The organism is Ralstonia sp. 110700041-2, from assembly GCF_056280165.1.
Genome location: NZ_JBSFAI010000001.1, coordinates 145,086 through 165,516, shown reverse-complemented (window position 1 = coordinate 165,516; position 20,431 = coordinate 145,086). Strand labels below are relative to the sequence as shown.

Below are 20,431 nucleotides of genomic sequence, written 5' to 3'. Positions count from 1 at the left end.
CATGACGCCCCGCCTGCCCAAATACCTCGAACTGGCCGACTGCATTCGGCTCGACATCCTGCATGGAACGCTGCCGGCCGGCAGTGTCGCGCCCAGCGAGAACGAAGTCGCCCAGCGCTACGGCGTATCTCGTTTGACGGCGCGCCGGACACTGAACGAACTGGCGGCGCGCGGGCTGCTCAGGCGCTCGCGGGGGCAGCGCAGCGTGGTGCTCGACCGCGTGGGGCCACATCGGCCGGTGCTGTACGCGCCGGGCCAGTCCGATGCTGCGTTGGAATACGTGCCGGGCGCCGTCTATACGGTCAGTGCATTTCGACTGGAGCAGGCCGACGAAACCGTGGCCGCCGCGCTTGACCTGGCGGTGGGCGGGCAGGTCGCGTTTGTCGAGCGCCGCGCTCAGGTGGATGGCCAGCCCATCATGCTGCTGCGCACGTGGCTGACGTCCCGACTCGCGGCGATGCTTGAGGCGCGCGACTTCGAAGATCGTCTGTTCGTGCAGGTCTTCCAGCGCGCCAACCTGACCATCGCGCGCTCGCGCGAGGCGCCGCTGGCCTGTGTGGCCGATGCCCACCAAGCCGCGCAGCTCGGCGTGCAAGCGGGCGTGCCGCTGGTGCGTGTGCGCCGCATCGGCTACAGCCTCGCCGACGTGCCGATCTCCATCACGTACTGCGATTTTTCTCCTGAACGCTATACGCGTGAAGTCGATATCCGCGTGCTTCAAAACGACTGAAAGCGCACTGCGCCACACCGGTGCAGAAACGGCGCCACACACCCCGCAATGGGGACTTGTCCCCCTAGGGTATTCAAGCTAGTCTGCGCCCCTTCCCAGGAAAACGCATTCATTTGTGAAGCGACGCTTTGCCAACAACGTATTGGCACGGCAGTTGCATTCACGGCGCCATCTCAGCGGCGGCGGGTTGAGCCACCTGCCGCCTCGAAGCTGATTCAGTCGATTCAACACACCGGAACCACAAGAGGGAGAACTCAACAATGCAACTCAAGCGACGTTTTTCGCTGGCCGTGCTGGCTGCCGCCGCCGGTTTGACCGCAGGCGCAGCGCAGGCCCAATCGTCTGTGACGCTGTACGGCCAGGTGGATGCCTGGGCGGGCGCCACCAAGAACCTGGGCCAGGACCGCGCATGGGGTGTCAACTCGGGCGGCATGTCGACGTCGTACTGGGGCCTGAAGGGCAGTGAAGATCTGGGCAACGGCCTGAAGGCGATCTTCACGCTGGAAGCGTTCTTCCGCCCTGATACGGGCAAGTCCGGCCGCTTTGATGGCGACCACTTCTTCGCACGTAATTCGTTTGTCGGCCTGCAGTCGAACACCTGGGGCTCGATCAAGCTCGGCCGCAACACGCCGCCGTACTTCGTTTCGACGATCCTGTTTAACCCGTTCATCGATTCGTACACCTTCTCGCCGATGGTGTTCCACACCTACCTCGGCAACGGCCGTTCGGGCGTCGCGGGCATCTCGGGCCTGGTGGGCGATTCGGGCTGGGACAACTCGATCATGTATTCCACGCCGGACATGGGCGGCCTGACAGGTACCCTGATCTACGGCGCTGGCGAGCAGGCTGGTCACAACGGTCAGAACAAGTGGGGCGGCAGCCTGCTGTTCTTCCGCGGCAATTTTGCGGCCACGGCGGCGTTCCAGCAGGTGCGCTACGACGGCGCGCCGGGCGATCTGAACAGCCTGGTGGCGGGCTTTGCGCGCCAGACGGCAGGGCAACTGGGCGCGACGTATGACTTTGGCGTGGTCAAGCTGTACGGCCAATACCAGTACATCAAGAACACGATCAGCACCGGCGACGCCAAGAGCAACGGCGGCCAGCTGGGTGTGTCGATTCCGGTGGGCCCGGGCAGCGTTCTGGCGTCGTATGCCTACACCAAGACCTCGGGTGCAGCCGACGTGAAGCGCAACACCTGGGCGATCGGTTACGACTATTCGCTGTCCAAGCGCACCGATGTGTATGCGGCGTATTTCCGCGACAAGGTGTCGGACCTCTCGACGGCCGACACCTTCGGCGTAGGCATCCGCGCAAAGTTCTAAGCCTTTCGCGTTCTGCTTTCCTTGTCGCCGCCCGCGTCTCGACAGCGTGGGCGGGCATTTGCAACGGCGTCCGGATTCCGGGCGCCGTTTTTTGTTGTGTGGAAGATGGGTAAGAGCGGAGCGTCAGCCCGTGCGCGCCAGGCGCAGCGGTGGCGAGGGCAGCGACGAGGGCTGCGCTCCAATGTGTGGCTGATTCAGCAGCATGGCGCCGCGCTGCGTGGCAACGAAGACGGCCTCGGTACGGCTGCGCACTTCCAGCCGGCGATACAGCGCGTTGATATGCGCCTTGGTTGTCGCCTCGGAAATACTCAGCATGCGGCTGATGGTTTTGACCGGATGCCCGCGCGAGAGCAGTACGAGAATCTCATATTGACGCTGCGTCAGGCCGAGCAACGCGCCATCGTCATGGCCATTGGCCGAACCTGCCGCAATGGCTTCAGACCGCGCCAGCACGATCGAGGCCGGCACATAACGGCCGCCGGCGAGCACCAATTCCAATGCCGCTGCAATCAATTTGCCGGAATAGCTTTTCAGCAGATATGCCGAGACATTCAATTGCATCAGCGTACGCACGTGCGCAGCGGAATCGGTTTCGCCCAGTATGGCGATATGTCGGGGATGCGGCTGTTGCAATAGCCGGGAGAGGGCCGGCAGATCGTCGATGCCGGGTAAGGGCAGTCCGATCAAAGCCAGTTCGGCGTCCGCATGCGCCGCGAGACTTTCAAAGAGGGTTTCGTCCGGCTCGACGCTGACCACCTCGGTAATGGCCGGCAAGGATTGCAACACATGGGTCGCGCCGGCACGCACCAAAGGGTGTGCCTCCACTACAATTGATTTCACTGCGCCGCCTGTCTGGTTATGGTTTGTTTGCCCATTTCCGGAATCAGCTTGTTGCCGCGTCTATTTGGACCAGACGGTCCAAAATCAATGGGGCCGTGCTTGTGGAAATGCTTCTGGCGCGCGGTCTCGGTATATTTCCCCGTTCAACCGGCAGTCACCGCAATGCGGTGCCACCGGGCCGAAACCTTGCACGCCATTCAGGCGCAACTTCCTTCCGGTTTTTCTTGTTTATGTCGCCAGGCGCGGAGGATTAACCCCGCCAAAATCGCAGAATAAATCCCCAGCATGCTTGTTGCACCCATCAATGGGATGTAAACCTTTTTGTCTACCCCGATCGGTGGTGCGCTAGACCCCCTATACATAGCAGGATCAGGCAGCAGCAGCTAGCCCCACTTCACGCCCATTGACGTGAGCGTAAAGCAAGGCTTTTGTACCGAAAAAACGTGTTCTGGTGGCTTATTGCGCGACGACCGAGAAGCGCGGCATCGACAGCGGTTGTTTGCCGTCGCGGCCGTAGGGTGTGCCGCCGCCGTTGTTGGCGGCATGCAGGACGGACAGCGCGTTCTGCGTGGCGCGCAGGCGCAGGTCGATCAGGGTGCCGTTGTCGATGTTGCGCTGGCGCAGCAGGCGGGCCAGGGCCAGGTTCTCGTCGAACAGGCGGCTGGCCGTTTCGTCGGTGCGCAGATATTTGACCAGCCCGTACGGATCGGCGCCGCCGTGCTGCGCCCACCACAGGCGGCGGTCACGGTCGGCTTCGCCCAGCGCGGCGAGCTGCTTCTGCTTGGTCTGTGTGATGCGCTCGAGTTCAACCATGTCGCCATCGCGCAACGCCTGCGCTTCGGCATCCAGGGTGAGGGTGGCGGCGCGCAGCAGTTCCTGCTCGTCGGCAAGGGTGCGGATCAGCAGTGTGTTGTCCATGGTGACTACCTCAGGCTTGGAAGCTTGGGCAGCCGCCGGCCGGCACGCCGCCCCGCCGCGTGCGGTCGAGAGTCGGAAACCCTCGGACCGGCGGCGTCAGAAAATACGGGGGACGGACGACGGGAAACCCCCGTCAGACCTTCTTGGAGCGCGTGGAGAGCAGCGATTGCGCGTCGGAAAGCGCCGCATCGGCGATCTTGCCGGCGTCCATCTTGAGCGTGCCGTTCTGAATGGCACTGCGGATCTGCTCGACGCGTGCGGCGTCGAAGTCGCCGCTGCCCACCTGGCGCGAGACTTGTTGGACCGACAGCGACGGCGAATCGCCGGTGTGGCGCGGGGTGCCCGAAGCCGTCGTAGCGGCCGGGGACGAGCCGGTCGCGCGCGTCGACCCGGACGCAGCGTCCTTGGTCGGCGCAACGGCCGGCGTGTTGTTCACGATATGGTTGATTTTCACGGGTGTCTCCGAAGAGCGCGTTCATCCTAACACCCATATCGGCCAACCCCGGCCCAAACTTTAGCGGCAGGTATCGATTACGCATCACAGTAGAAAAGTGATCCGCCGTTATCAATTTGGACTTAAAACTGGATCGCTACGACACCGACGGACTGTGCAATGCCGGAGACGACATTGCCGTTGGCGGTGCGCACCTGCGCCACCTGGCCCACGGCTGCCTGGTTCAAGGCCCGGCCGTCGCTGCTGACCTGGAAGCCACCGCCCTCGGCGATGAGCTTGACGGTCTGGCCGGCCTGCACGGCAACCGGCAGGCGCAGGCTTTCGGCGCGCAGCGGCTGGTTGGCGGCCACGCTCGTGAGCAGTACACGCCCCACCACATCGGCTGGCTGCTGCACGACCGAGGCCGGCAGCGTCGACAGATCGCCCGTGCGGGCTTCCAGGTCGCCCATATCGAGCGTCTTGCCCGGCGGCAACTGGTGCGAGGCGACGTAATACGTCCCGGTAATCTGGATTGTGGCCGGCACCCAGGCCGCCCAGGCGTGCGGCGAGCGGCAGCGCACTCCCACTTGTATACGGCCGCGCAGGCGGTTGGCCGCTGGCAGCATCAGGTCGATCTGGTCGCAGGGCTGGTTGGCCACACGTGCATCCACCGGACCGACCTCCACCGACGCACGTGGCGCCCCCGTCTCGTTCGTGCCGCCCAGGATGTCCAGTTGGGATTGCAGTTGTTGCTGGATCTGCATCTGGATGGCGTTCGGCCCCTGAATGGTGGTGGGCTGCGCGGGCTGTTGCACGGCTTGGGCAGGCGGATAGCCCACCCGCACCATGCCCTGTGCATGCGCCAGGATCGGGTGCACGACGCTGGCCAGCAGGCCCAGCGCCAGGATCAGCAGCAGCTTGCGCTGGCGCCCCGCCAGCGGCATGGCCGTGGTGGCAGGTCGGATCGGGTGGTGCGCGCTGCGTGCAAACCGCGTGGACATGGAGAGCCCCTTCATCAAAAGTCCGGTGAAGTGTAGCTACGCGTGCGCGAGCGCCAAATGCGGAAATGTCGGCCAATCCCCCCCTTATTCGGACGAATGGTCTTGCACACCGGCCCCTAGACTTTGCAACGTGGTGAAGTCCCTGGCGTTGTGCGGTTCCTGGCCGTACAGCCTGCCCCGGTGGAAGGTTTCCCGGCCAACCTCTGGATTCGCAGACAGGTCTTTTCCACTGAGGCTGCATGACGGCAACTCAGCAAGACAAGCGGTTCAGCGGTTTTGGAGACGGCATCGGCGGTTTTTGAAGGGGCCGCTGATGCCGAGTTCTCCGGCCGAAGGGAACGCGCAACACGCAAACGCAAGACAGAACGCAAACCCCGGCGGGTGGCAGCAATCACCAGGACGCCACGCGCGAGGAATGACAGACATGGTCGACAAGCTGGATCAGTTGTTCGGTTTTCAGGAGCAGGCGCTGCACTTGCGCTCGCAGCGTCACCAGATCCTGGCCTCGAACATCGCCAACGCCGATACGCCCAACTACAAGGCGCGCGACTTCGATTTTCAGTCGGCGCTGCAGAAGGCGGTCGGCCAGCAAAGCGGTAACAGCCTGCCGATGACGGCAACGGCTGCAGGTCACCTGAGCGTGGATGGCGCACCGGCCGGCGATGTGTCGCTAATGCAGGCGTCGCTGTCGCAGCAGACCAAGGCGCTGCAGGGCGAGGTGCAGTACCGCACGTCGCAGCAGCCGTCCATCGATGGCAACACGGTGGACATGGACGGCGAGCGCATGCGCTTTGCCGACAACACCGTGCGCTACGAGGCCGATCTGAGCATCGTGACGCAGAAGATCAAGTCGATGCTGGCGGCGATTCAGAACAGCTAGCGCGACGTAGCAAGAGCAGCAAGAGCAGCAGACAGGCATTAAGACGACCGCGCAGCAATCACGCGCGGCGAAAGAGGGGCGGGAACTGTGTGGCGCTCCGGGCCCGGAAAGATCGGTCCGGAGCAAGCCGCCATGCAGAACACCGGATCGGTCCGGCAGCCGCGCCGGCAACAGTGTTTGAAGACATCGGAATCAACATGTCGCTATTCAAGGTGATGGATGTAGCTGGCAGCGCGCTCACCGCGCAGTCCAAGCGCATGAACGTGGTCGCCTCCAACCTGGCCAACGCCGAAAGCGTGACGGGCCCGGACGGCAAGGCGTACCGCGCCAAGCAGGTGGTGTTCTCGCCCGCGCAGGAGTCTGACGACTACGCCACCGGCGTGTCGGTCGACCGCGTGGTGGAAGACACCGTCACCCCCATGAAGCGCATGCACCAGCCGGGCAACCCGCTGGCCGATGCCGACGGCTACGTGACCATGCCGAACGTCGATGTGGTGGACGAAATGGTCAACATGATTTCTGCGTCGCGCTCGTACCAGGCCAACGTGGAAGTCGCCAACACCACCAAGACGATGGCCTCCAAGGCTCTGACCCTGGGCCAGTAAACGGCACATTCCCAGCGAGACACGAACATGACCGTCAGCTCAACCGGCAGCACGACCAGCACCTCGAGCACGACCTCCGGCAACCAGCTTGCCATCACCAACGGCAGCGACCTGCAGAACACGTTCATGAAACTGCTCGTGGCGCAGTTGAAGAACCAGGATCCGCTCAACCCGATGGACAACTCGCAGATGACCTCGCAGCTTGCGCAGATCAACACTGTGAACGGCATCCAGCAGTTGAACACCACGATGTCGAGCATGCTCACGCAGAACGCGACCACGCAGGCGTCGTCGATGATCGGCCGCTCGGTGCAGGTGCCGACCAACAACCTGACGCTGGCCTCGGGGGCTGCCAACTTCGGCGTCTCGGTGCCCAACGGCGCCGACGACGTCGTCGTCACGATCACGAACGCTGCGGGCGTGGCCGTGCGCACCGTCGATCTCGGCCAGATGGGGGGCGGCAGCGGCAACTACACCTGGAACGGCAAGGACGACAAGGGCAATCAGCTTGCCGACGGCGCCTACTCCATCAAGGTGTCGGCCACGCAGGGTGGAAAGGTCGTTACGGCCAATGCGCTGGGCACCGACAAGGTGGCCGGCGTCACGATCAACAACGGCACGATGCAGCTGGTGTTGGCGTCTGGCGGAACCGCCAAGCTGTCCGACGTTGCATCGATTCAGTAATCACAGGTCAACTGCGGGCAGACCCCGCGCTTCTATCTTCTACGGGAGAACACTATGGGATTCCAGCAAGGCCTGAGCGGTCTCGACGCCGCCTCTGCAAACCTGGACGTGATCGGCAGCAACGTGGCAAACGCCAACACTGTCGGCTACAAGAAATCGACCGCCGAGTTTGGCGACGTGTACGCGCGCTCGCTGGTGGGTGCATCCGACAACCAGATCGGCCAGGGCGTGAGCGTGACCAAGGTGTCGCAGTCGTTCACGCAGGGCAACGTGACCATCACCGGCAACCCGCTGGACATCGCGATCAACGGCACGGGCTTCTACCGCATGGTCGACCCGTCGAGCGGCCAGGTGTCGTACACGCGTAACGGCCAGTTCCAGACCGACAAGAACGGCTTCATCATCTCGGCTACCGGCCAGAACCTGACCGGCTACGGCGTGGATTCGACCGGCAAGGTCAACACTGCCGTGCTGACCAACCTGAAGATTCCCGTCAACGACCTGGCGCCGCTTGCCACCACCAACACCGCGTTCGGCGTGAACCTGGATGCCGCCGCCACGGTGCCGACCACCACGCCGTTCTCGGCCACCAACTCGGCCACGTTCAACCACTCCGTTTCGGAGCAGGTGTACGACGGGACGGGCACGGCACACATGCTGACCAACTACTACGTGCGTACCGCCGCAGGCTGGGATGTGTACTCGCAAGTGGACGGCAACAATCCGACCGGCGGCAACCCGGTGACGGCGCTCACGTTCAACAGCAGCGGCCAACTCACCTCATCGCCGAGCAAGATCAACGTGGCCTTTGGCGGCATGAGCATCGCCACCATGGATTTCACGGGCACCACGCAGTATGGCGGCGGCTACAACGACACAGCCCCGGGCGTGACGCAAGACGGTTACGCCACCGGCCGCCTGGCCAGCTACGCGGTCGGTACCGATGGCACCGTCACCGCGCGCTACTCCAATGGCCGCACGTCGACGCTGGGCCAGATCGCCATGGCCAACTTCAAGGCTCCGGCAGGCCTGCAGAACATCGGCGGCAATCAGTGGGTGGAAACGTCCAACTCGGGCGCTCCGAACCTGGGCACGCCGGGCATGGGTTCGTTCGGCCTGCTGCAGTCGTCGGCGGTGGAGCAGTCCAACGTGGATCTGAGTCAAGAGCTGGTCAACATGATCGTTGCCCAGCGTTCGTATCAGGCCAATGCGCAGACCATCAAGACGGAGGACACCATCCTCCAGACGCTGGTCAGCATGCGCTAACGGGTAGCAGGAGCCCAGCATGGACCGCTCGATTTACGTGTCGATGACCGGCGTGAAGCACCTGTTCGACCAGCAGGCTGCCAGCGCCAACAACCTCGCCAACGCCAGCACCACCGGGTTCAAGGCGCAGATCGACGCGTTCCATACGGTGGGTGTGCAAGGCGAGGGCTCGCCCACGCGCAGCTACGTCATGGCCTCGGCCATCGGTACGGACCTCGCGCCCGGCCCGATCGAGACCACTGGCCGCAGCCTGGACGTGGCCATCGACGGACAAGGCTTCTTTGCCGTGCAGACGCCGGATGGCGGTGAGGCTTACACCCGCGCCGGTACGTTCCAGCTCGGTGCCGACGGCACGATCCAGACGCTCTCGGGCCAGCCCGTGCTGGGCGACGGCGGCCCGATCACGTTGCCGCCCGACACCACGGTGCAGTTTGCCAAGGACGGTACGGTCAACGCGATCAGCGCCGACAGCCGTACGCCGCCCGTGTCGCTGGGCCGTCTGAAGCTGGTGAGCATCGACCCGTCGAACATCGATCGCGGCGCCGACGGCCTGTTCCGCCAGCGCGACGGCCAGGACGCCAGCGTGGACGAGAAAGTCCGCGTGACCGGCGGGGCGCTGGAAGGCAGCAACGTCAACCTGACCGACTCGCTGGTCAACATGATTGCGATCTCGCGCCAGCTCGAAATGCAGATGAAATCGCTGCACACGAGCGACACGAATGCCCAGTCGGCCAATGAACTGCTGCGCCACGCCTGAACGGCCGGCGCATTGAATTGAATCAACCAAGGACTCGAACATGATTCGCTCCCTGTGGATTTCCAAGACCGGGATGGACGCCCAGCAATCGCAGCTGGATGTCATCTCGAACAACCTGGCGAACGTCAACACGACGGGCTTCAAGCGCTCGCGCGCCGTGTTCGAGGACTTGCTGTATCAGAACGTGCGCGAGCCGGGCGCACAGTCGTCGCAACAGACCACGCTGCCTTCGGGCATGCAGATCGGTACCGGTGCGCGCATCGTCGCCACCGAGCGCCTGCACACGCAGGGCAACCTGCAGCAGACCGGTAACTCGACCGACGTGGCCATCAACGGCAACGGCTTCTTCCAGGTGCAGATGCCTGACGGCACGCTGGCCTATACGCGTGACGGCAGCTTCCAGGTCAACGCGCAGGGTCAGCTGGTGACCTCCAGCGGTTACCCGGTCCAGCCGGCCGTGACGATCCCGCAGAACGCCACCAGCCTGACCATCGGCAAGGATGGCGTTGTGACGGTCACCACGCCCGGCGCGGTCAACAACACGCAGGTGGGCACGTTCCAGCTGGCCAACTTCATCAACCCGGCCGGTCTGCGCAGCATGGGCGAAAACCTGTATGCCGAAACCGAAGCGTCGGGCACGGCCAATCTGGCCAACCCGGGCTCGAACGGCGTGGGCGCGCTCAGCCAGAACTACGTTGAAACGTCCAACGTGAACGTGGTGGAAGAAATGGTCAACATGATCCAGACGCAGCGTGCGTACGAGATCAACAGCAAGTCGGTCCAGACCTCGGACCAGATGCTGGAGAAGCTGTCGCAGCTTTGAGCTGACGGCGCAGTTTTTGAGGATGTAGTGCGATGCATACCCCCCCGGTTTATTCGCTCCAGAATGGCAAGCACAGCGGCCGCGCTGTGCCGGCTGTTCGAGTCGTTCGATTGGCCGTGCTCGGCACGGCCGCCTTGCTCGCTACGGCGTGCGGCTTGCTGCCGCCGCCGGCCCCGATCGTGCAGGGTCCGACAACCGCGCGCCCGCCGATGCCGGTGATGGCGCCGCGCCAGAACGGGGCGATTTACCAGGAAGTGGCATCGGGCAGCGGTGGTTTTCGCGGCATGTTCGAAGACCGCCGCGCGCACATGGTGGGCGACACGATCACGATCGTGATCACCGAGAACACAGCGGCCAGCAAGCAGACTTCGGGCAGCGTCAACCGCACCGGCAGCATGAGCGCCTCGGTGCCGACCTTCGCCGGCATGAACGCGGGCGTGCTGTCTTTGCTGGGCGTGTCGGCCAGCGACGCCAACAAGTTCGACAGCAAGGGCGCCAACGGTGCGCAGAACAACTTCACAGCCACGATTACCGTCACGGTGGTGGAGGTGCTGGGCAACGGCAACCTGGTCGTGAGCGGCGAGAAGCAGATGGCCGTGGGCCAGGGCACCGAGTCGATCAAGTTCTCGGGCGTGGTCAACCCCACGACCGTCAACAATCAAAACACCGTGCTGTCCACCCAGGTGGCGGACGCACGCATGGAATATCGCGGCACGGGCTATGTGGCCGAGTCGCAGCAGATGGGCTGGCTGTCGCGGTTCTTCCTGACCGTGTCGCCGTTCTGAGGAATCTGCCATGACTTTGCTTAGAACGAGGTTGTATCGAACCCTTGGCGCGGCCCTGGTGGCACTGAGCGCGATTTCAGCGGTTGTTCCGACCACGGCACACGCTGACCGCATCAAGGATCTGACCACCGTTGCCGGCGTGCGAGACAACGCGCTGATCGGCTACGGCCTTGTCGTCGGCCTGGACGGCAGCGGCGACCAGACCACGCAGACCCCGTTCACGGTCCAGAGCTTCAACAACATGCTCACGCAGTTCGGCATCAACGTACCGGCCGGCGCGAGCATCCAGCTCAAGAACACCGCCGCCGTGGTGGTGACGGCCACGCTGCCTGCCTTTGTGCGGCCAGGCCAGACCATCGACGTGACGGTGTCGTCCATCGGTAACGCCAAGAGCCTGCGGGGCGGCACGCTGCTGCTCACGCCGCTCAAGGGCGTGGACGGCCAGCTCTACGCATTGGCACAGGGCAACGTGGTGATTGGCGGTGCGGGCGCATCGGCCAATGGCAGCAAGGTGCAGATCAACCAGCTCGGCGCGGGCCGCATCGCCAATGGCGCCACGGTGGAGCGCGCTGTGCAGGCCACGGTGGGCGAGGCCGGCAGCATCCAGCTCGATACCGGCACGACGGATTTCGGCACCGTACAGAACATCGTCACCGCCATCAACAAGCAATTCGGCACCGATACGGCGCAAGCCGCGGACGGCCGCACGATCAACGTGCGCGCACCGGCCCTGGCGTCGGACCGCGTCGGCTTCGTGGCCAAGCTGCAGAACATTGACGTGACGCCGGCGCTGGCCGCCGCGCGTGTGGTGGTCAACGCCCGCACGGGCTCGGTGGTGATGAACCAGCTCGTCAAGCTCGAGCCCTGCGCGGTGGCGCACGGCAGCCTGTCGGTCACCATCAGCACGGACCCGGTGGTGAGCCAGCCCGCGCCCTTCTCGCAAGGGCAGACGGTGGCGGGCGCGCGCTCGAACATTGAGGTCAAGCAGCAGGGCGGCAGCCTTATCAACGTGAAGGGCGGCACCAACCTGGCGGATGTGGTGAAGGCCATCAACGCGATTGGCGCCAACCCGCAAGACCTGATCTCGATCCTGCAGGCGATGAAGGCGGCCAACGCGCTGCGCGCCGACCTGGAAATCATCTGACGCAGGGGAGGCCACGATGAACCCAACCGACCTCACCAGCCGCCTGGCGCTCGATTCCCGAGGGTTCGAGTCGCTCAAGCAAACGGCGCGTACCGATCCGAACGGCGCGGCCAAGACCGTCGCCAAGCAATTCGACGCGATCTTCGTGAACATGATGCTCAAGCAGATGCGCGATGCATCGCCGCAGAACGGGCCGCTCGATTCGTCTTCGAGCAAGATGTACACGTCGATGCTCGACCAGCAGCTGTCGCAGACCATGGCGTCGCGCGGCGTGGGCGTGGCAGATCAGCTCTTGAAGCAGATGCTGCGTCAGGCCAACCATGTGAACCCGGATGCGGGCGGCAAGGTGAATACTGCGCTGTCCAATACGACGGCGACCAATACCGCGCTGCCGGGGGCCGCCGGTGCCACCAGCGATGCCGCCAAGGCCATCGCCCGTTCGTCGCTCAACAGCATGGCCGCAGCCGTCGCGCCCGGCACGGAAGACGACGGCTCGGGCATCAGCACCGTGCCGCGCCCGGGCCTGGAAGAGCGCGTGCAGCGTGCACTGGCCGCCCTGCGCAAGCAGGCGGATGCGCAGGCGCAGACTCCGAGCGCGCCGCCCGAGGTGGATCTGTCGACGGTGGCATCGGAGCCGCGCGGCGAGCGCATGACCAGCTTCTACAACAAGCTGATCGGCCACGCGTCGCAGGCCGCACAGGAAACCGGCATTCCGGCCAACTTCATGATCGGCCACGCCGCGCTGGAGTCCGGCTGGGGCCGCCGCGAGATCAAGGCAAAGGACGGCACGAACACGCACAACCTGTTCGGCATCAAGGCCGGCGGCTCATGGGCCGGCAAGACTGCCACGGTGACCACCACCGAATACATCGGCGGTGTTGCCCACAAGGTTCAGGAGAAATTCCGCGCCTACAGCTCGTACGCCGAGGCGTTCAAGGATTACGCCAACCTGCTGGCCAACAACCCGCGCTACAGCAACGTCGTGGCAGCCGGCAACGGCAACGATGCGGCGTCGTTCGCCAAGGGCTTGCAGCGCGCGGGCTACGCCACCGATCCGAACTACGCCCACAAGATCATGGCGGTGCTCAAGCAGATCGTCTGAGTGATTTAAGAAGCATATTTTGGCGACGGCGGCCGGCTCAAGTTTGTCCTGAGTCGGCCGATGTTGTTTCTAGAGCTTATTTCGGCGGCTTCGTGCTGCCCGCACCGAGACAACTATGAGCAGCTCCCTTCTGAATATTGGCGCGTCTGGCCTGCGGGTTGCCGATATCAACCTGCAGGTGACCGGCAACAATATTGCCAACGCCAGCACGCCCGGCTATTCGCGCCAGGAAGCCGTGCAGACGGAAAACATTCCGCTGTACGCCGGCGTGGGCTATCTCGGCCAGGGCGCCAACGTCACGACTGTCAAGCGCATCTACGACCAGTTCCTCACGGCCCAGGTGCAAAGCGGCCAGGCCTCGACCAGCGCAGCCGATCAGCTCAACAGCCTGGTGTCGGGCCTGAGCAAATACATGTCGGACAGCAACAGCGGCCTGACTTCGTCGCTCACCAGCTTCTTCAACGCTGCCGATGGCCTGGCCTCCAAGCCCTCGGACACCACCGCGCGCCAGGTCTTCCTGAACGCCGCGGCGGGCCTGCAAAGCCGCTTCAATTCGATTGCCGGGCAACTGAGTTCGCTCAACAACCAGGTCAATACGCAGGTGCAGACGCAGATCAGCTCGGTCAACGGCACCGCGCAGCAGATCGCCTCGTTGAACGACCAGATTTCCAAGGCGGAAGCCTCAACCGGCCAGCCGGCCAATGACCTGCGTGACCAGCGCGACCAGCTAGTCCAGACGCTCAATCAGTCAATCAAGGCGAGCGTGGTGCAGACCGGCGACGGCCAGTTCAACATCTACGTGGGTAACGGCCAGGCGCTCGTGCAGGGCAACAAGAGCTACCAGCTGACGCCGGTGCCGTCGCAGTACGACCCGACGCAACTGTCGGTGGGCTACAAGAGCCCGGGCGGCACGGTCAACATCGACGACAGCCAGCTCGGCGGTGGTGCGCTGGGCGGCCTGATGGACTTTCGCAACAACACGCTCATTCCGGCACAGAACAGCCTGGGCCGCCTGGCCACGGCCGTGTCGGCCGACGTGAACGCGCAGAACAAACTCGGCATGGACGCCAACGGCAAGATGGGCACGGACCTCTTCTCCGTGGCCAACCCGAGCGTCGCGCCCAGCACCAACAACACCGGCAGCGGCTCGCTGACTGCCAGCATCACCAACGCCAATGCGGGGCAGGGCTACGACTACCAGGTCAAGTACCAGGGCGGCGCCTACACCGTTTCGCACTATCCGGACGGCTCCGCCTCCGTAACCGTGTCGAGCTGGCCGACCACGATCGACGGTGTAACGCTCAACCTGTCGGGCACGATGAACAGCGGTGACTCCTTCCTGGTGCGCCCGACCGCCAACGCGGCCGCCACCATGCAGACGCTCACCACTGATTATCACAACGTGGCCGCAGCCTCGCCCGTGGTGCTCAACCAGGGCAGCAACAACACGGGCAGCGCCACGGTGTCTTCACTGGGCGTGGACAGCACGTATGCCGGCTCGCCGCTCACCTCGCCGATCAACCTGACGTACAGCTCGGCCGTTGGCGGCTCCCTGTCGGGATTCCCGGGCAGCGTCACCGTCACGGTGGGCGGCACGTCGACCACGTACGCGGGCGGCACGGCACCGTACACGCAGGGCGCGACGTACGCGTTCAACGGCGTACAGATGAAGCTCTCGGGTTCGCCCGGCAACGGTGACACGTTCGCCATTTCGGCCAACACCGCCAACAGCACCGACAACGGCAACGCCAGCGCGCTGGCCAAGCTGCGCAACAGCAACCTGCTGGACGGCGGCACGACCTCGATCGGCTCGGCGTGGAACAACCTCGTCACCCAGGTGGGTGTGCAGGCCAACCGCGCCAGCACCAACCTGACCTCGCAGAAGGCGCTGCTGGCCAGCTCCACGCAACAGCAGCAGTCGGTGTCGGGGGTGAACCTCGATGAGGAGGCGATGAACCTGATGAAGTACCAGCAGGCCTACCAGGCCTCCGCCAAGGTGATGCAGACGGCCAATTCGCTGTTCGCCAGCCTGCTGTCGATTGCCGGCGGCTGATCGGCGCGGCTGAAGAAACCGCCCCGCCTGCCGATAACGTCCTAAAGCCCTTCGTCCGGACCGATCATGCGAGTCAGTAGCGCCCAATTCTTTGCAGCGTCTTCCGCTTCGATGCAGAACACGCAATCGAACCTGCTCACGCTGCAGCAGCAGATTGCAAGCGGCATCGCGCTCACCAGTGCGGGCGACAACCCCAGCGCGTTTGGTCAGATGGCGCAATTGCAGCAAACGCAGGACACCAACGACCAATACCAGTCCAACCGTGACACCACCGACGCGCGCCTGACCAGCGTGTCTTCGGCGCTGACCAATCTGGTGACCACGCTGCAGCAGGGCAAGCAGACATTGGTGGGCGCCAACACCTCGCTGATGACGGAGTCACAGCGCGTTGGTGTGCTGGCGCAGGTCAAGCAGCAGTACCAGCAGCTGCTGTCGACGGCCAATCAGCGCGATGCCTCGGGCGTGGCCCTGTTTGGCGGCGCCAACGGCACGACCGATCCGTTCACCAACACCGGCGGTTCCGTGCAATACGTCGGTAGCGGCCAGCCACCGGTGGTGCAGGTTTCGCAGAACATCTCGATGCCGAATTCGGTGTCGGGCGATTCGGTGTTCGTGCGCATCCCCAACTCGGATGCGTCCAACCCGAACGCCAATCAGAGCATCTTCAAGACGTACGAGAAGCTGATCACGGCGCTGTCGACCCCGATCAACGCTGCCACTCAGGCCACCGACGTCGCCAACCTGCAAAAGGCCGTGCAGACGGCGCAGGGCAATCTCGACAATGCCTATCAGGTCGCCCTGCAAGCGCAGGTGACGGTGGGCACGCAGCAGGCGCAGCTCACCACGCTCAACAGCAGCGGCTCGAACTACGGCGAGCAGTTGAAGGAGCAGATCTCGAAGCTGCAATCGGTGGACTACACCTCCGCCATCTCGCAGTTCTCGCAGCAGCAGGTGTCGCTGCAGGCCGCACAGAAGACCTTCACGGCCATGCAGGGCATGTCGCTGTTCCAGTACATCAATCCTTGATGCGGCGCGGTCGGGCGGTCGGAGGGCGCGGCGTATCATGTCGGCTCACCTACCGTCAGGACTGGTCATGCCCATCCAGTATCTTCGCCGCCTGACCAGCCCGGAACGCTCAGAAGACGCCAACCGGCGCCTCGGTCAATCGCTGGCCTTCGTGGCGGGCGCCGCCAACGCGGGCGGATTTCTCGCCGTCAAGCAATACACCTCGCACATGTCCGGCATCGTCTCGGCGATCGCCGACGACCTCGTGCTGGGCGACGTTGTCCTTGTGTTTGCGGGCTTTGCTTCGCTGCTGGCGTTTCTGTGCGGCGCGGCGTGTACGGCAGTGCTCGTCAACTGGGGGCGCCGCCGCAGCACGCAGAGTGAATTCGCGCTGCCGCTCATGCTGGAGGCCGCGCTGCTGCTGCTCTTCGGTCTGATGGGCACAACGCTCGGGCAATACCGGGTCGTGTTCGTGCCGGCCACCGTGGCACTGCTGTGCTTCCTGATGGGGCTGCAGAACGCCATCATCACCAAGATCTCGAAGGCGGAAATCCGCACCACGCACGTGACAGGCCTGGCCACCGACATTGGTATCGAAATCGGCAAGGCGCTGTATTGGAACCATGGACATCACAATCTGCCGGCCGTGGTCGCCAACCGGCCCAAGCTGCGGCTGCTGGCGTCCCTGCTTGGGATGTTCTTTGTGGGCGGCGTGGTCGGTGCGTTGGGTTTCAGGCACCTGGGCTATACGGCCACGATTCCGCTCGCGTCGATTCTGATGCTGCTGGCGGTGGTGCCTGTGGTGGATGATCTGCTGGCGCGCCGGCGGTAGAGAACGGGCGCAGCGCAGCAGCTTGTTGCACGCCACACCCCACGCAGCGACCCCAGTACGATCAGAACGACGTGCATGCGCAGCGCGAAGCGGCTCGCCAGTCGGCGCGCGAAATGGTGCTTGAGCGTGGGCTCGGCGCCCAGTGGGGCGGCCTTGCGCATCAGACCATTCCGCCATTCACGCCGATCACCTGCCGAGTGACGTACGACGCCGCATCCGACATCAGGAAACCGACCACCGCAGCCACCTCCGCAGGCTGTCCGACGCGCTGCATCGGCACGGCCCGCAGGGCCTGGTCCACGTGTTCCATGTGGGCGAGCATGTCGGTTTCAATCAGGCCCGGCGCTACACAGTTGACGGTGATCTTGCGCGACGCAAGCTCGACGGCCAGCGCCTTGGTTGCGCCGATCAGCCCGGCCTTGGCGGCGCTGTAGTTCACCTGCCCGCGATTGCCCATCACCCCAGAGACAGACGCGATGGTGACGATGCGCCCACCCTTGCGCGCGCGCACCATCGGCATGGTGAGGGGGTGGACGACGTTGTAGAAGCCATCCAGGCCGGTCTCGAGGACGATGTCCCAGTCTTCGTCGGTCAGGGCAGGGAAGGCAGCGTCGCGCGTGACGCCTGCACACAGGACGATGCCGTAGTAGGCGCCGTGGGCTTCAACGTCGGCGTCGAGTTGGGTGCGACAGGCGGCGCGGTCGCGCACGTCGAACTGCAGCACGCGGGCGCTGCCATGGTTTGCGTGGATGTCTGCGACGATGGCATCGGCCTCGGCACGGCCGCTGCGGCAATGCACGGACACGTCAAACCCGTCGGAGGCCAGTTGGTAGGCGATGGCGCGGCCAATGCCGCGGCTGGCACCCGTCACAAGAACGCGGCGGCTCATGTGGTGAGTCTCCCTTGAAGATCGGTCGGCGGAATACCGCGATCATCGCACGCGCGGCGGGCAGTGCTGCGGCTGCGCGCTGCCTATCGAGGCAGGGTGCTGAACTGGCTGAACGCCCGCCCACCGAGGTCCAGCGCATCCATCACAGACCGCTCCACCACCGGCGCCAGCGACGTCATCATGACCATGACGAGCATCAGCCCCACCACCAGCGTGGCGGCGATGCCCACGGCAAACGGGTTGAGCGCCTGCGCCGTGCGCGAGAGCACGGCAAAGCCGAGGTTGACGATCATCATGATTGCGATGATGGGCAGGGCGATGCGCAGGGCGAGCGCAAAGACGATCGTGCCGCCGCCAGCCAGCGTCTGCCAGCCCGGGTTGCCCAGCGGCGCCGCCGAGACGGGCAGGGCGGTAAAGCTGTCGAACAAGGCATGCACCAGCACGAGATGGCCGTCGCCGGCAATGAACGCGGTGACGGCCGTGAGGCTGAGGAAGCGGCCGAGCAGCATGCTGCTCTCGGTCTGCGTCGGGTCGAGCAACGAGGCGAAGCCCAGGCCCATCTGCACCGACATCACCTCGCCGGCACCGCTGACGGCCGAAAACACGAGCTGCACGCAAAAGCCCAGCGCCAGCCCGATCAAGACCTGCACCAGCGTGATCCACAGCCCTTCGTAGGAGCCCACCGACACGCCTGCGGGCACCGGCAGCATGGGCGCGAGCGCCACCGTGATGACCACGCCGAATGCCACCTTGATCGACGTCGGGATCTCGGTATTGGCAAACGGCGGCGCAATGGCGATGAATGCCAGCATGCGCACCAGCGGCCACCAGTACATGGCGATCCAGCCGTTGAGCTGCGTGGCGGTGAATTGGATCATCGTGGATTGCGTGGCTGCGTCAGCTGGGTGACGTCAATTCACGTAGTTGGGGATGTTGGTCAGCACGCCGCGCGTGTAGTCGACGATCACGGCGACGATCCACGGGCCGGCCAGCACCATCGTGGCAGCCACGGCCAGCAGCTTGGGGATGAACGACAGCGTCTGCTCGTTGAGTTGCGTGGCGGCCTGGAACACCGCCACCAGCAGGCCGACGACGAGCGACACCAGCAACATCGGCGCGCCCACCATCATGGCAACCTGCATGGCCTGACGGGCCATATCGAGAACGTACTCGGGTGTCATGTCGGTTTCCTATTGACGCTCATTGCACAAAGCTCTGGGCAAGCGAGCCCAGCAGCAGGTGCCAGCCATCCACCAGCACGAACAGCATGATCTTGAACGGCAGCGAGAAGATCGACGGCGTGACCATCATCATCCCCATCGACATCAGCACGGCGGCCACCACGATGTCGATCACCAGGAACGGGATGAAGATGGCAAACCCGATCTGGAACGCGCTTTTCAGCTCGCTCGTGACGAAGGCCGGTATGAGCGCGCGCATGGGCGTTTGCTCGGGCGCGGCAATGGCCGGCATGTTGCCCATCTTGACGAACAGGGCGAGGTCGGGCTCGCGCGTCTGCTTGAGCATGAACTGGCGCAGCGGCGTGGCGGCCGTGTCCATGGCCTGCTCGACGGTGATCTTGCTGTCACGCAACGGCACGTAGGCGTCGGTGTACACCTTGTCGAGCACCGGCGACATGACGAAGAACGTGAGGAACAGCGCCAGCCCGATCAGCACCTGGTTGGGCGGCGTGGTTTGCGTGCCCAGCGCATGGCGCAGCAGCGACAGCACGATGATGATGCGCGTGAAGCTGCTCATCATCAGGATGATGGCCGGCAGAAACCCAAGCGACGTCAGGAAGACCAGCGTCTGCACGGGCAGCGAATAGCTTTGGCCACCGGCGGTGCCTGTGAGCAGCGGCAGACCGGGTTGCGCCTGTGCAAACACGGCGGGCGCGGCACCTAGCAGCGCCAGTGCCATCAGGCAGCGGAGAAGGTTGCGCAGGTTCATTCCGACTTTCCCGTCAGGTGACGCTTGAGCTGGATGGACAGCGCGTCGGCAAAGCGGGGCGGCTTGCCGGAGCCGGAAGTGCCGTCGCCGGATGGGTCGTCCGGCGTGGAAGCGGCTTCTGCGGGGCGTGGGAGCGTGTGGAGGGTCTGCACGTGCTGCTGCGTGACGCCCAGCACGAGCCATGTGCCTTCCACATCCACGACGACGACCTTCTCGCGCGCGCCCAGCATCTGCTGCGCGACCACGGTAATCACCTGGCTGCGGCGCCGGCCCAAACCTGCGGGGCCCATGCCCGCGCGTTGCTGCAGACGGCGCAGCAGCCAGCCGGCCGCCACGATCATCGCCAACACTACAAACAGCCCGCCTAGGGTGCGGGCCCAATCGACTGCATGGTTCATGTCAACACCTTGCC

General features: G+C 64.4%; 23 protein-coding genes. 14 read left to right on the top strand and 9 right to left on the bottom strand.

From position 1 onward, the window contains the following. Window position 1: 1 nt before the first annotated feature. Together ACUXH0_RS00790 and ACUXH0_RS00785 are read left to right on the top strand one after the other, a co-directional pair. Window positions 2-730, top strand: a complete 729-nt coding sequence (locus ACUXH0_RS00790) for a GntR family transcriptional regulator (RefSeq protein WP_024542111.1) — start codon at window positions 2-4, stop codon at window positions 728-730. A gap of 260 nt (window positions 731-990) precedes the next feature. Beyond that, window positions 991-2,052: a porin gene (locus ACUXH0_RS00785; protein ID WP_024542110.1), complete on the top strand. Its 1,062-nt coding sequence runs from the start codon at window positions 991-993 to the stop codon at window positions 2,050-2,052. 123 nt (window positions 2,053-2,175) lie between these two features. Here ACUXH0_RS00785 and ACUXH0_RS00780 read toward each other — a convergent pair whose 3' ends face one another. From ACUXH0_RS00780 to flgA, 4 genes are all read right to left on the bottom strand, one after another. Next, window positions 2,176-2,892: a LuxR C-terminal-related transcriptional regulator gene (locus tag ACUXH0_RS00780; RefSeq protein WP_027692990.1), complete on the bottom strand. Its 717-nt coding sequence runs from the start codon at window positions 2,890-2,892 to the stop codon at window positions 2,176-2,178. Window positions 2,893-3,348: 456 nt separating this feature from the next. Next, complete coding sequence (locus ACUXH0_RS00775; protein WP_004631399.1) at window positions 3,349-3,810, bottom strand: flagella synthesis protein FlgN; 462 nt, start codon at window positions 3,808-3,810, stop codon at window positions 3,349-3,351. 133 nt (window positions 3,811-3,943) lie between these two features. Continuing rightward, window positions 3,944-4,264 (bottom strand): flagellar biosynthesis anti-sigma factor FlgM, encoded by a 321-nt coding sequence (gene flgM / locus ACUXH0_RS00770; protein WP_004631400.1) that lies wholly within the window; start codon window positions 4,262-4,264, stop codon window positions 3,944-3,946. Between the two features lie 122 nt (window positions 4,265-4,386). Then, window positions 4,387-5,244 carry a flagellar basal body P-ring formation chaperone FlgA gene (gene flgA / locus ACUXH0_RS00765; RefSeq protein WP_024542109.1) on the bottom strand — a complete coding sequence of 286 codons (858 nt, stop codon included), beginning with the start codon at window positions 5,242-5,244 and terminating at the stop codon, window positions 4,387-4,389. A 424-nt stretch (window positions 5,245-5,668) separates the two neighbouring features. Here flgA and flgB point away from each other — a divergent pair, with 424 nt between their 5' ends. From flgB to ACUXH0_RS00705, 12 genes are all read left to right on the top strand, one after another. After that, window positions 5,669-6,124: a flagellar basal body rod protein FlgB gene (gene flgB, locus ACUXH0_RS00760; RefSeq protein WP_024542108.1), complete on the top strand. Its 456-nt coding sequence runs from the start codon at window positions 5,669-5,671 to the stop codon at window positions 6,122-6,124. Between the two features lie 197 nt (window positions 6,125-6,321). Then, window positions 6,322-6,729: a flagellar basal body rod protein FlgC gene (flgC, locus tag ACUXH0_RS00755; RefSeq protein ID WP_004631403.1), complete on the top strand. Its 408-nt coding sequence runs from the start codon at window positions 6,322-6,324 to the stop codon at window positions 6,727-6,729. Between the two features lie 27 nt (window positions 6,730-6,756). Continuing rightward, window positions 6,757-7,413, top strand: coding sequence for a flagellar hook assembly protein FlgD (locus ACUXH0_RS00750; protein ID WP_004631404.1), 657 nt, complete (start codon window positions 6,757-6,759; stop codon window positions 7,411-7,413). Window positions 7,414-7,467: 54 nt separating this feature from the next. Next, entirely contained in the window at window positions 7,468-8,679 is a 1,212-nt protein-coding gene (flgE, locus tag ACUXH0_RS00745) for a flagellar hook protein FlgE (RefSeq protein WP_004631405.1), read from the top strand. A 19-nt stretch (window positions 8,680-8,698) separates the two neighbouring features. Continuing rightward, a complete protein-coding gene (gene flgF, locus ACUXH0_RS00740; protein WP_004631406.1) occupies window positions 8,699-9,436 on the top strand; it encodes a flagellar basal-body rod protein FlgF in 738 nt (245 codons plus the stop codon). Between the two features lie 40 nt (window positions 9,437-9,476). Then, window positions 9,477-10,259, top strand: a complete 783-nt coding sequence (gene flgG / locus ACUXH0_RS00735; protein WP_004631407.1) for a flagellar basal-body rod protein FlgG — start codon at window positions 9,477-9,479, stop codon at window positions 10,257-10,259. Window positions 10,260-10,291: 32 nt separating this feature from the next. After that, window positions 10,292-11,044: a flagellar basal body L-ring protein FlgH gene (locus ACUXH0_RS00730; protein WP_024542107.1), complete on the top strand. Its 753-nt coding sequence runs from the start codon at window positions 10,292-10,294 to the stop codon at window positions 11,042-11,044. A gap of 10 nt (window positions 11,045-11,054) precedes the next feature. After that, the gene (locus tag ACUXH0_RS00725; protein WP_004631409.1) at window positions 11,055-12,188 is read left to right on the top strand and encodes a flagellar basal body P-ring protein FlgI; all 1,134 of its coding nucleotides are present in this window, start codon (window positions 11,055-11,057) and stop codon (window positions 12,186-12,188) included. Window positions 12,189-12,204: 16 nt separating this feature from the next. Continuing rightward, window positions 12,205-13,290 (top strand): flagellar assembly peptidoglycan hydrolase FlgJ, encoded by a 1,086-nt coding sequence (gene flgJ, locus ACUXH0_RS00720; protein ID WP_024542105.1) that lies wholly within the window; start codon window positions 12,205-12,207, stop codon window positions 13,288-13,290. Window positions 13,291-13,405: 115 nt separating this feature from the next. After that, window positions 13,406-15,343, top strand: a complete 1,938-nt coding sequence (gene flgK, locus ACUXH0_RS00715; RefSeq protein ID WP_024542104.1) for a flagellar hook-associated protein FlgK — start codon at window positions 13,406-13,408, stop codon at window positions 15,341-15,343. A 66-nt stretch (window positions 15,344-15,409) separates the two neighbouring features. After that, a complete protein-coding gene (gene flgL, locus ACUXH0_RS00710; RefSeq protein WP_024542103.1) occupies window positions 15,410-16,369 on the top strand; it encodes a flagellar hook-associated protein FlgL in 960 nt (319 codons plus the stop codon). 67 nt (window positions 16,370-16,436) lie between these two features. After that, complete coding sequence (locus tag ACUXH0_RS00705; RefSeq protein ID WP_004631413.1) at window positions 16,437-17,180, top strand: YoaK family protein; 744 nt, start codon at window positions 16,437-16,439, stop codon at window positions 17,178-17,180. A 160-nt stretch (window positions 17,181-17,340) separates the two neighbouring features. On the opposite strand, the gene ACUXH0_RS00700 is transcribed toward ACUXH0_RS00705, so the two are convergent. From ACUXH0_RS00700 to fliO, 5 genes are all read right to left on the bottom strand, one after another. Further along, window positions 17,341-18,069 (bottom strand): 3-ketoacyl-ACP reductase FabG2, encoded by a 729-nt coding sequence (locus ACUXH0_RS00700; RefSeq protein ID WP_024542102.1) that lies wholly within the window; start codon window positions 18,067-18,069, stop codon window positions 17,341-17,343. A gap of 83 nt (window positions 18,070-18,152) precedes the next feature. Then, entirely contained in the window at window positions 18,153-18,947 is a 795-nt protein-coding gene (gene fliR, locus ACUXH0_RS00695; protein ID WP_182593620.1) for a flagellar biosynthetic protein FliR, read from the bottom strand. A 33-nt stretch (window positions 18,948-18,980) separates the two neighbouring features. Beyond that, window positions 18,981-19,250: a flagellar biosynthesis protein FliQ gene (fliQ, locus tag ACUXH0_RS00690; protein ID WP_004631435.1), complete on the bottom strand. Its 270-nt coding sequence runs from the start codon at window positions 19,248-19,250 to the stop codon at window positions 18,981-18,983. 19 nt (window positions 19,251-19,269) lie between these two features. Beyond that, window positions 19,270-20,019, bottom strand: coding sequence for a flagellar type III secretion system pore protein FliP (gene fliP, locus ACUXH0_RS00685; protein ID WP_024542100.1), 750 nt, complete (start codon window positions 20,017-20,019; stop codon window positions 19,270-19,272). Further along, window positions 20,016-20,417 (bottom strand): flagellar biosynthetic protein FliO, encoded by a 402-nt coding sequence (gene fliO, locus ACUXH0_RS00680; protein ID WP_004631437.1) that lies wholly within the window; start codon window positions 20,415-20,417, stop codon window positions 20,016-20,018. Before fliO ends, fliP begins: the two co-directional genes overlap by 4 nt. Window positions 20,418-20,431 lie beyond the last annotated feature (14 nt).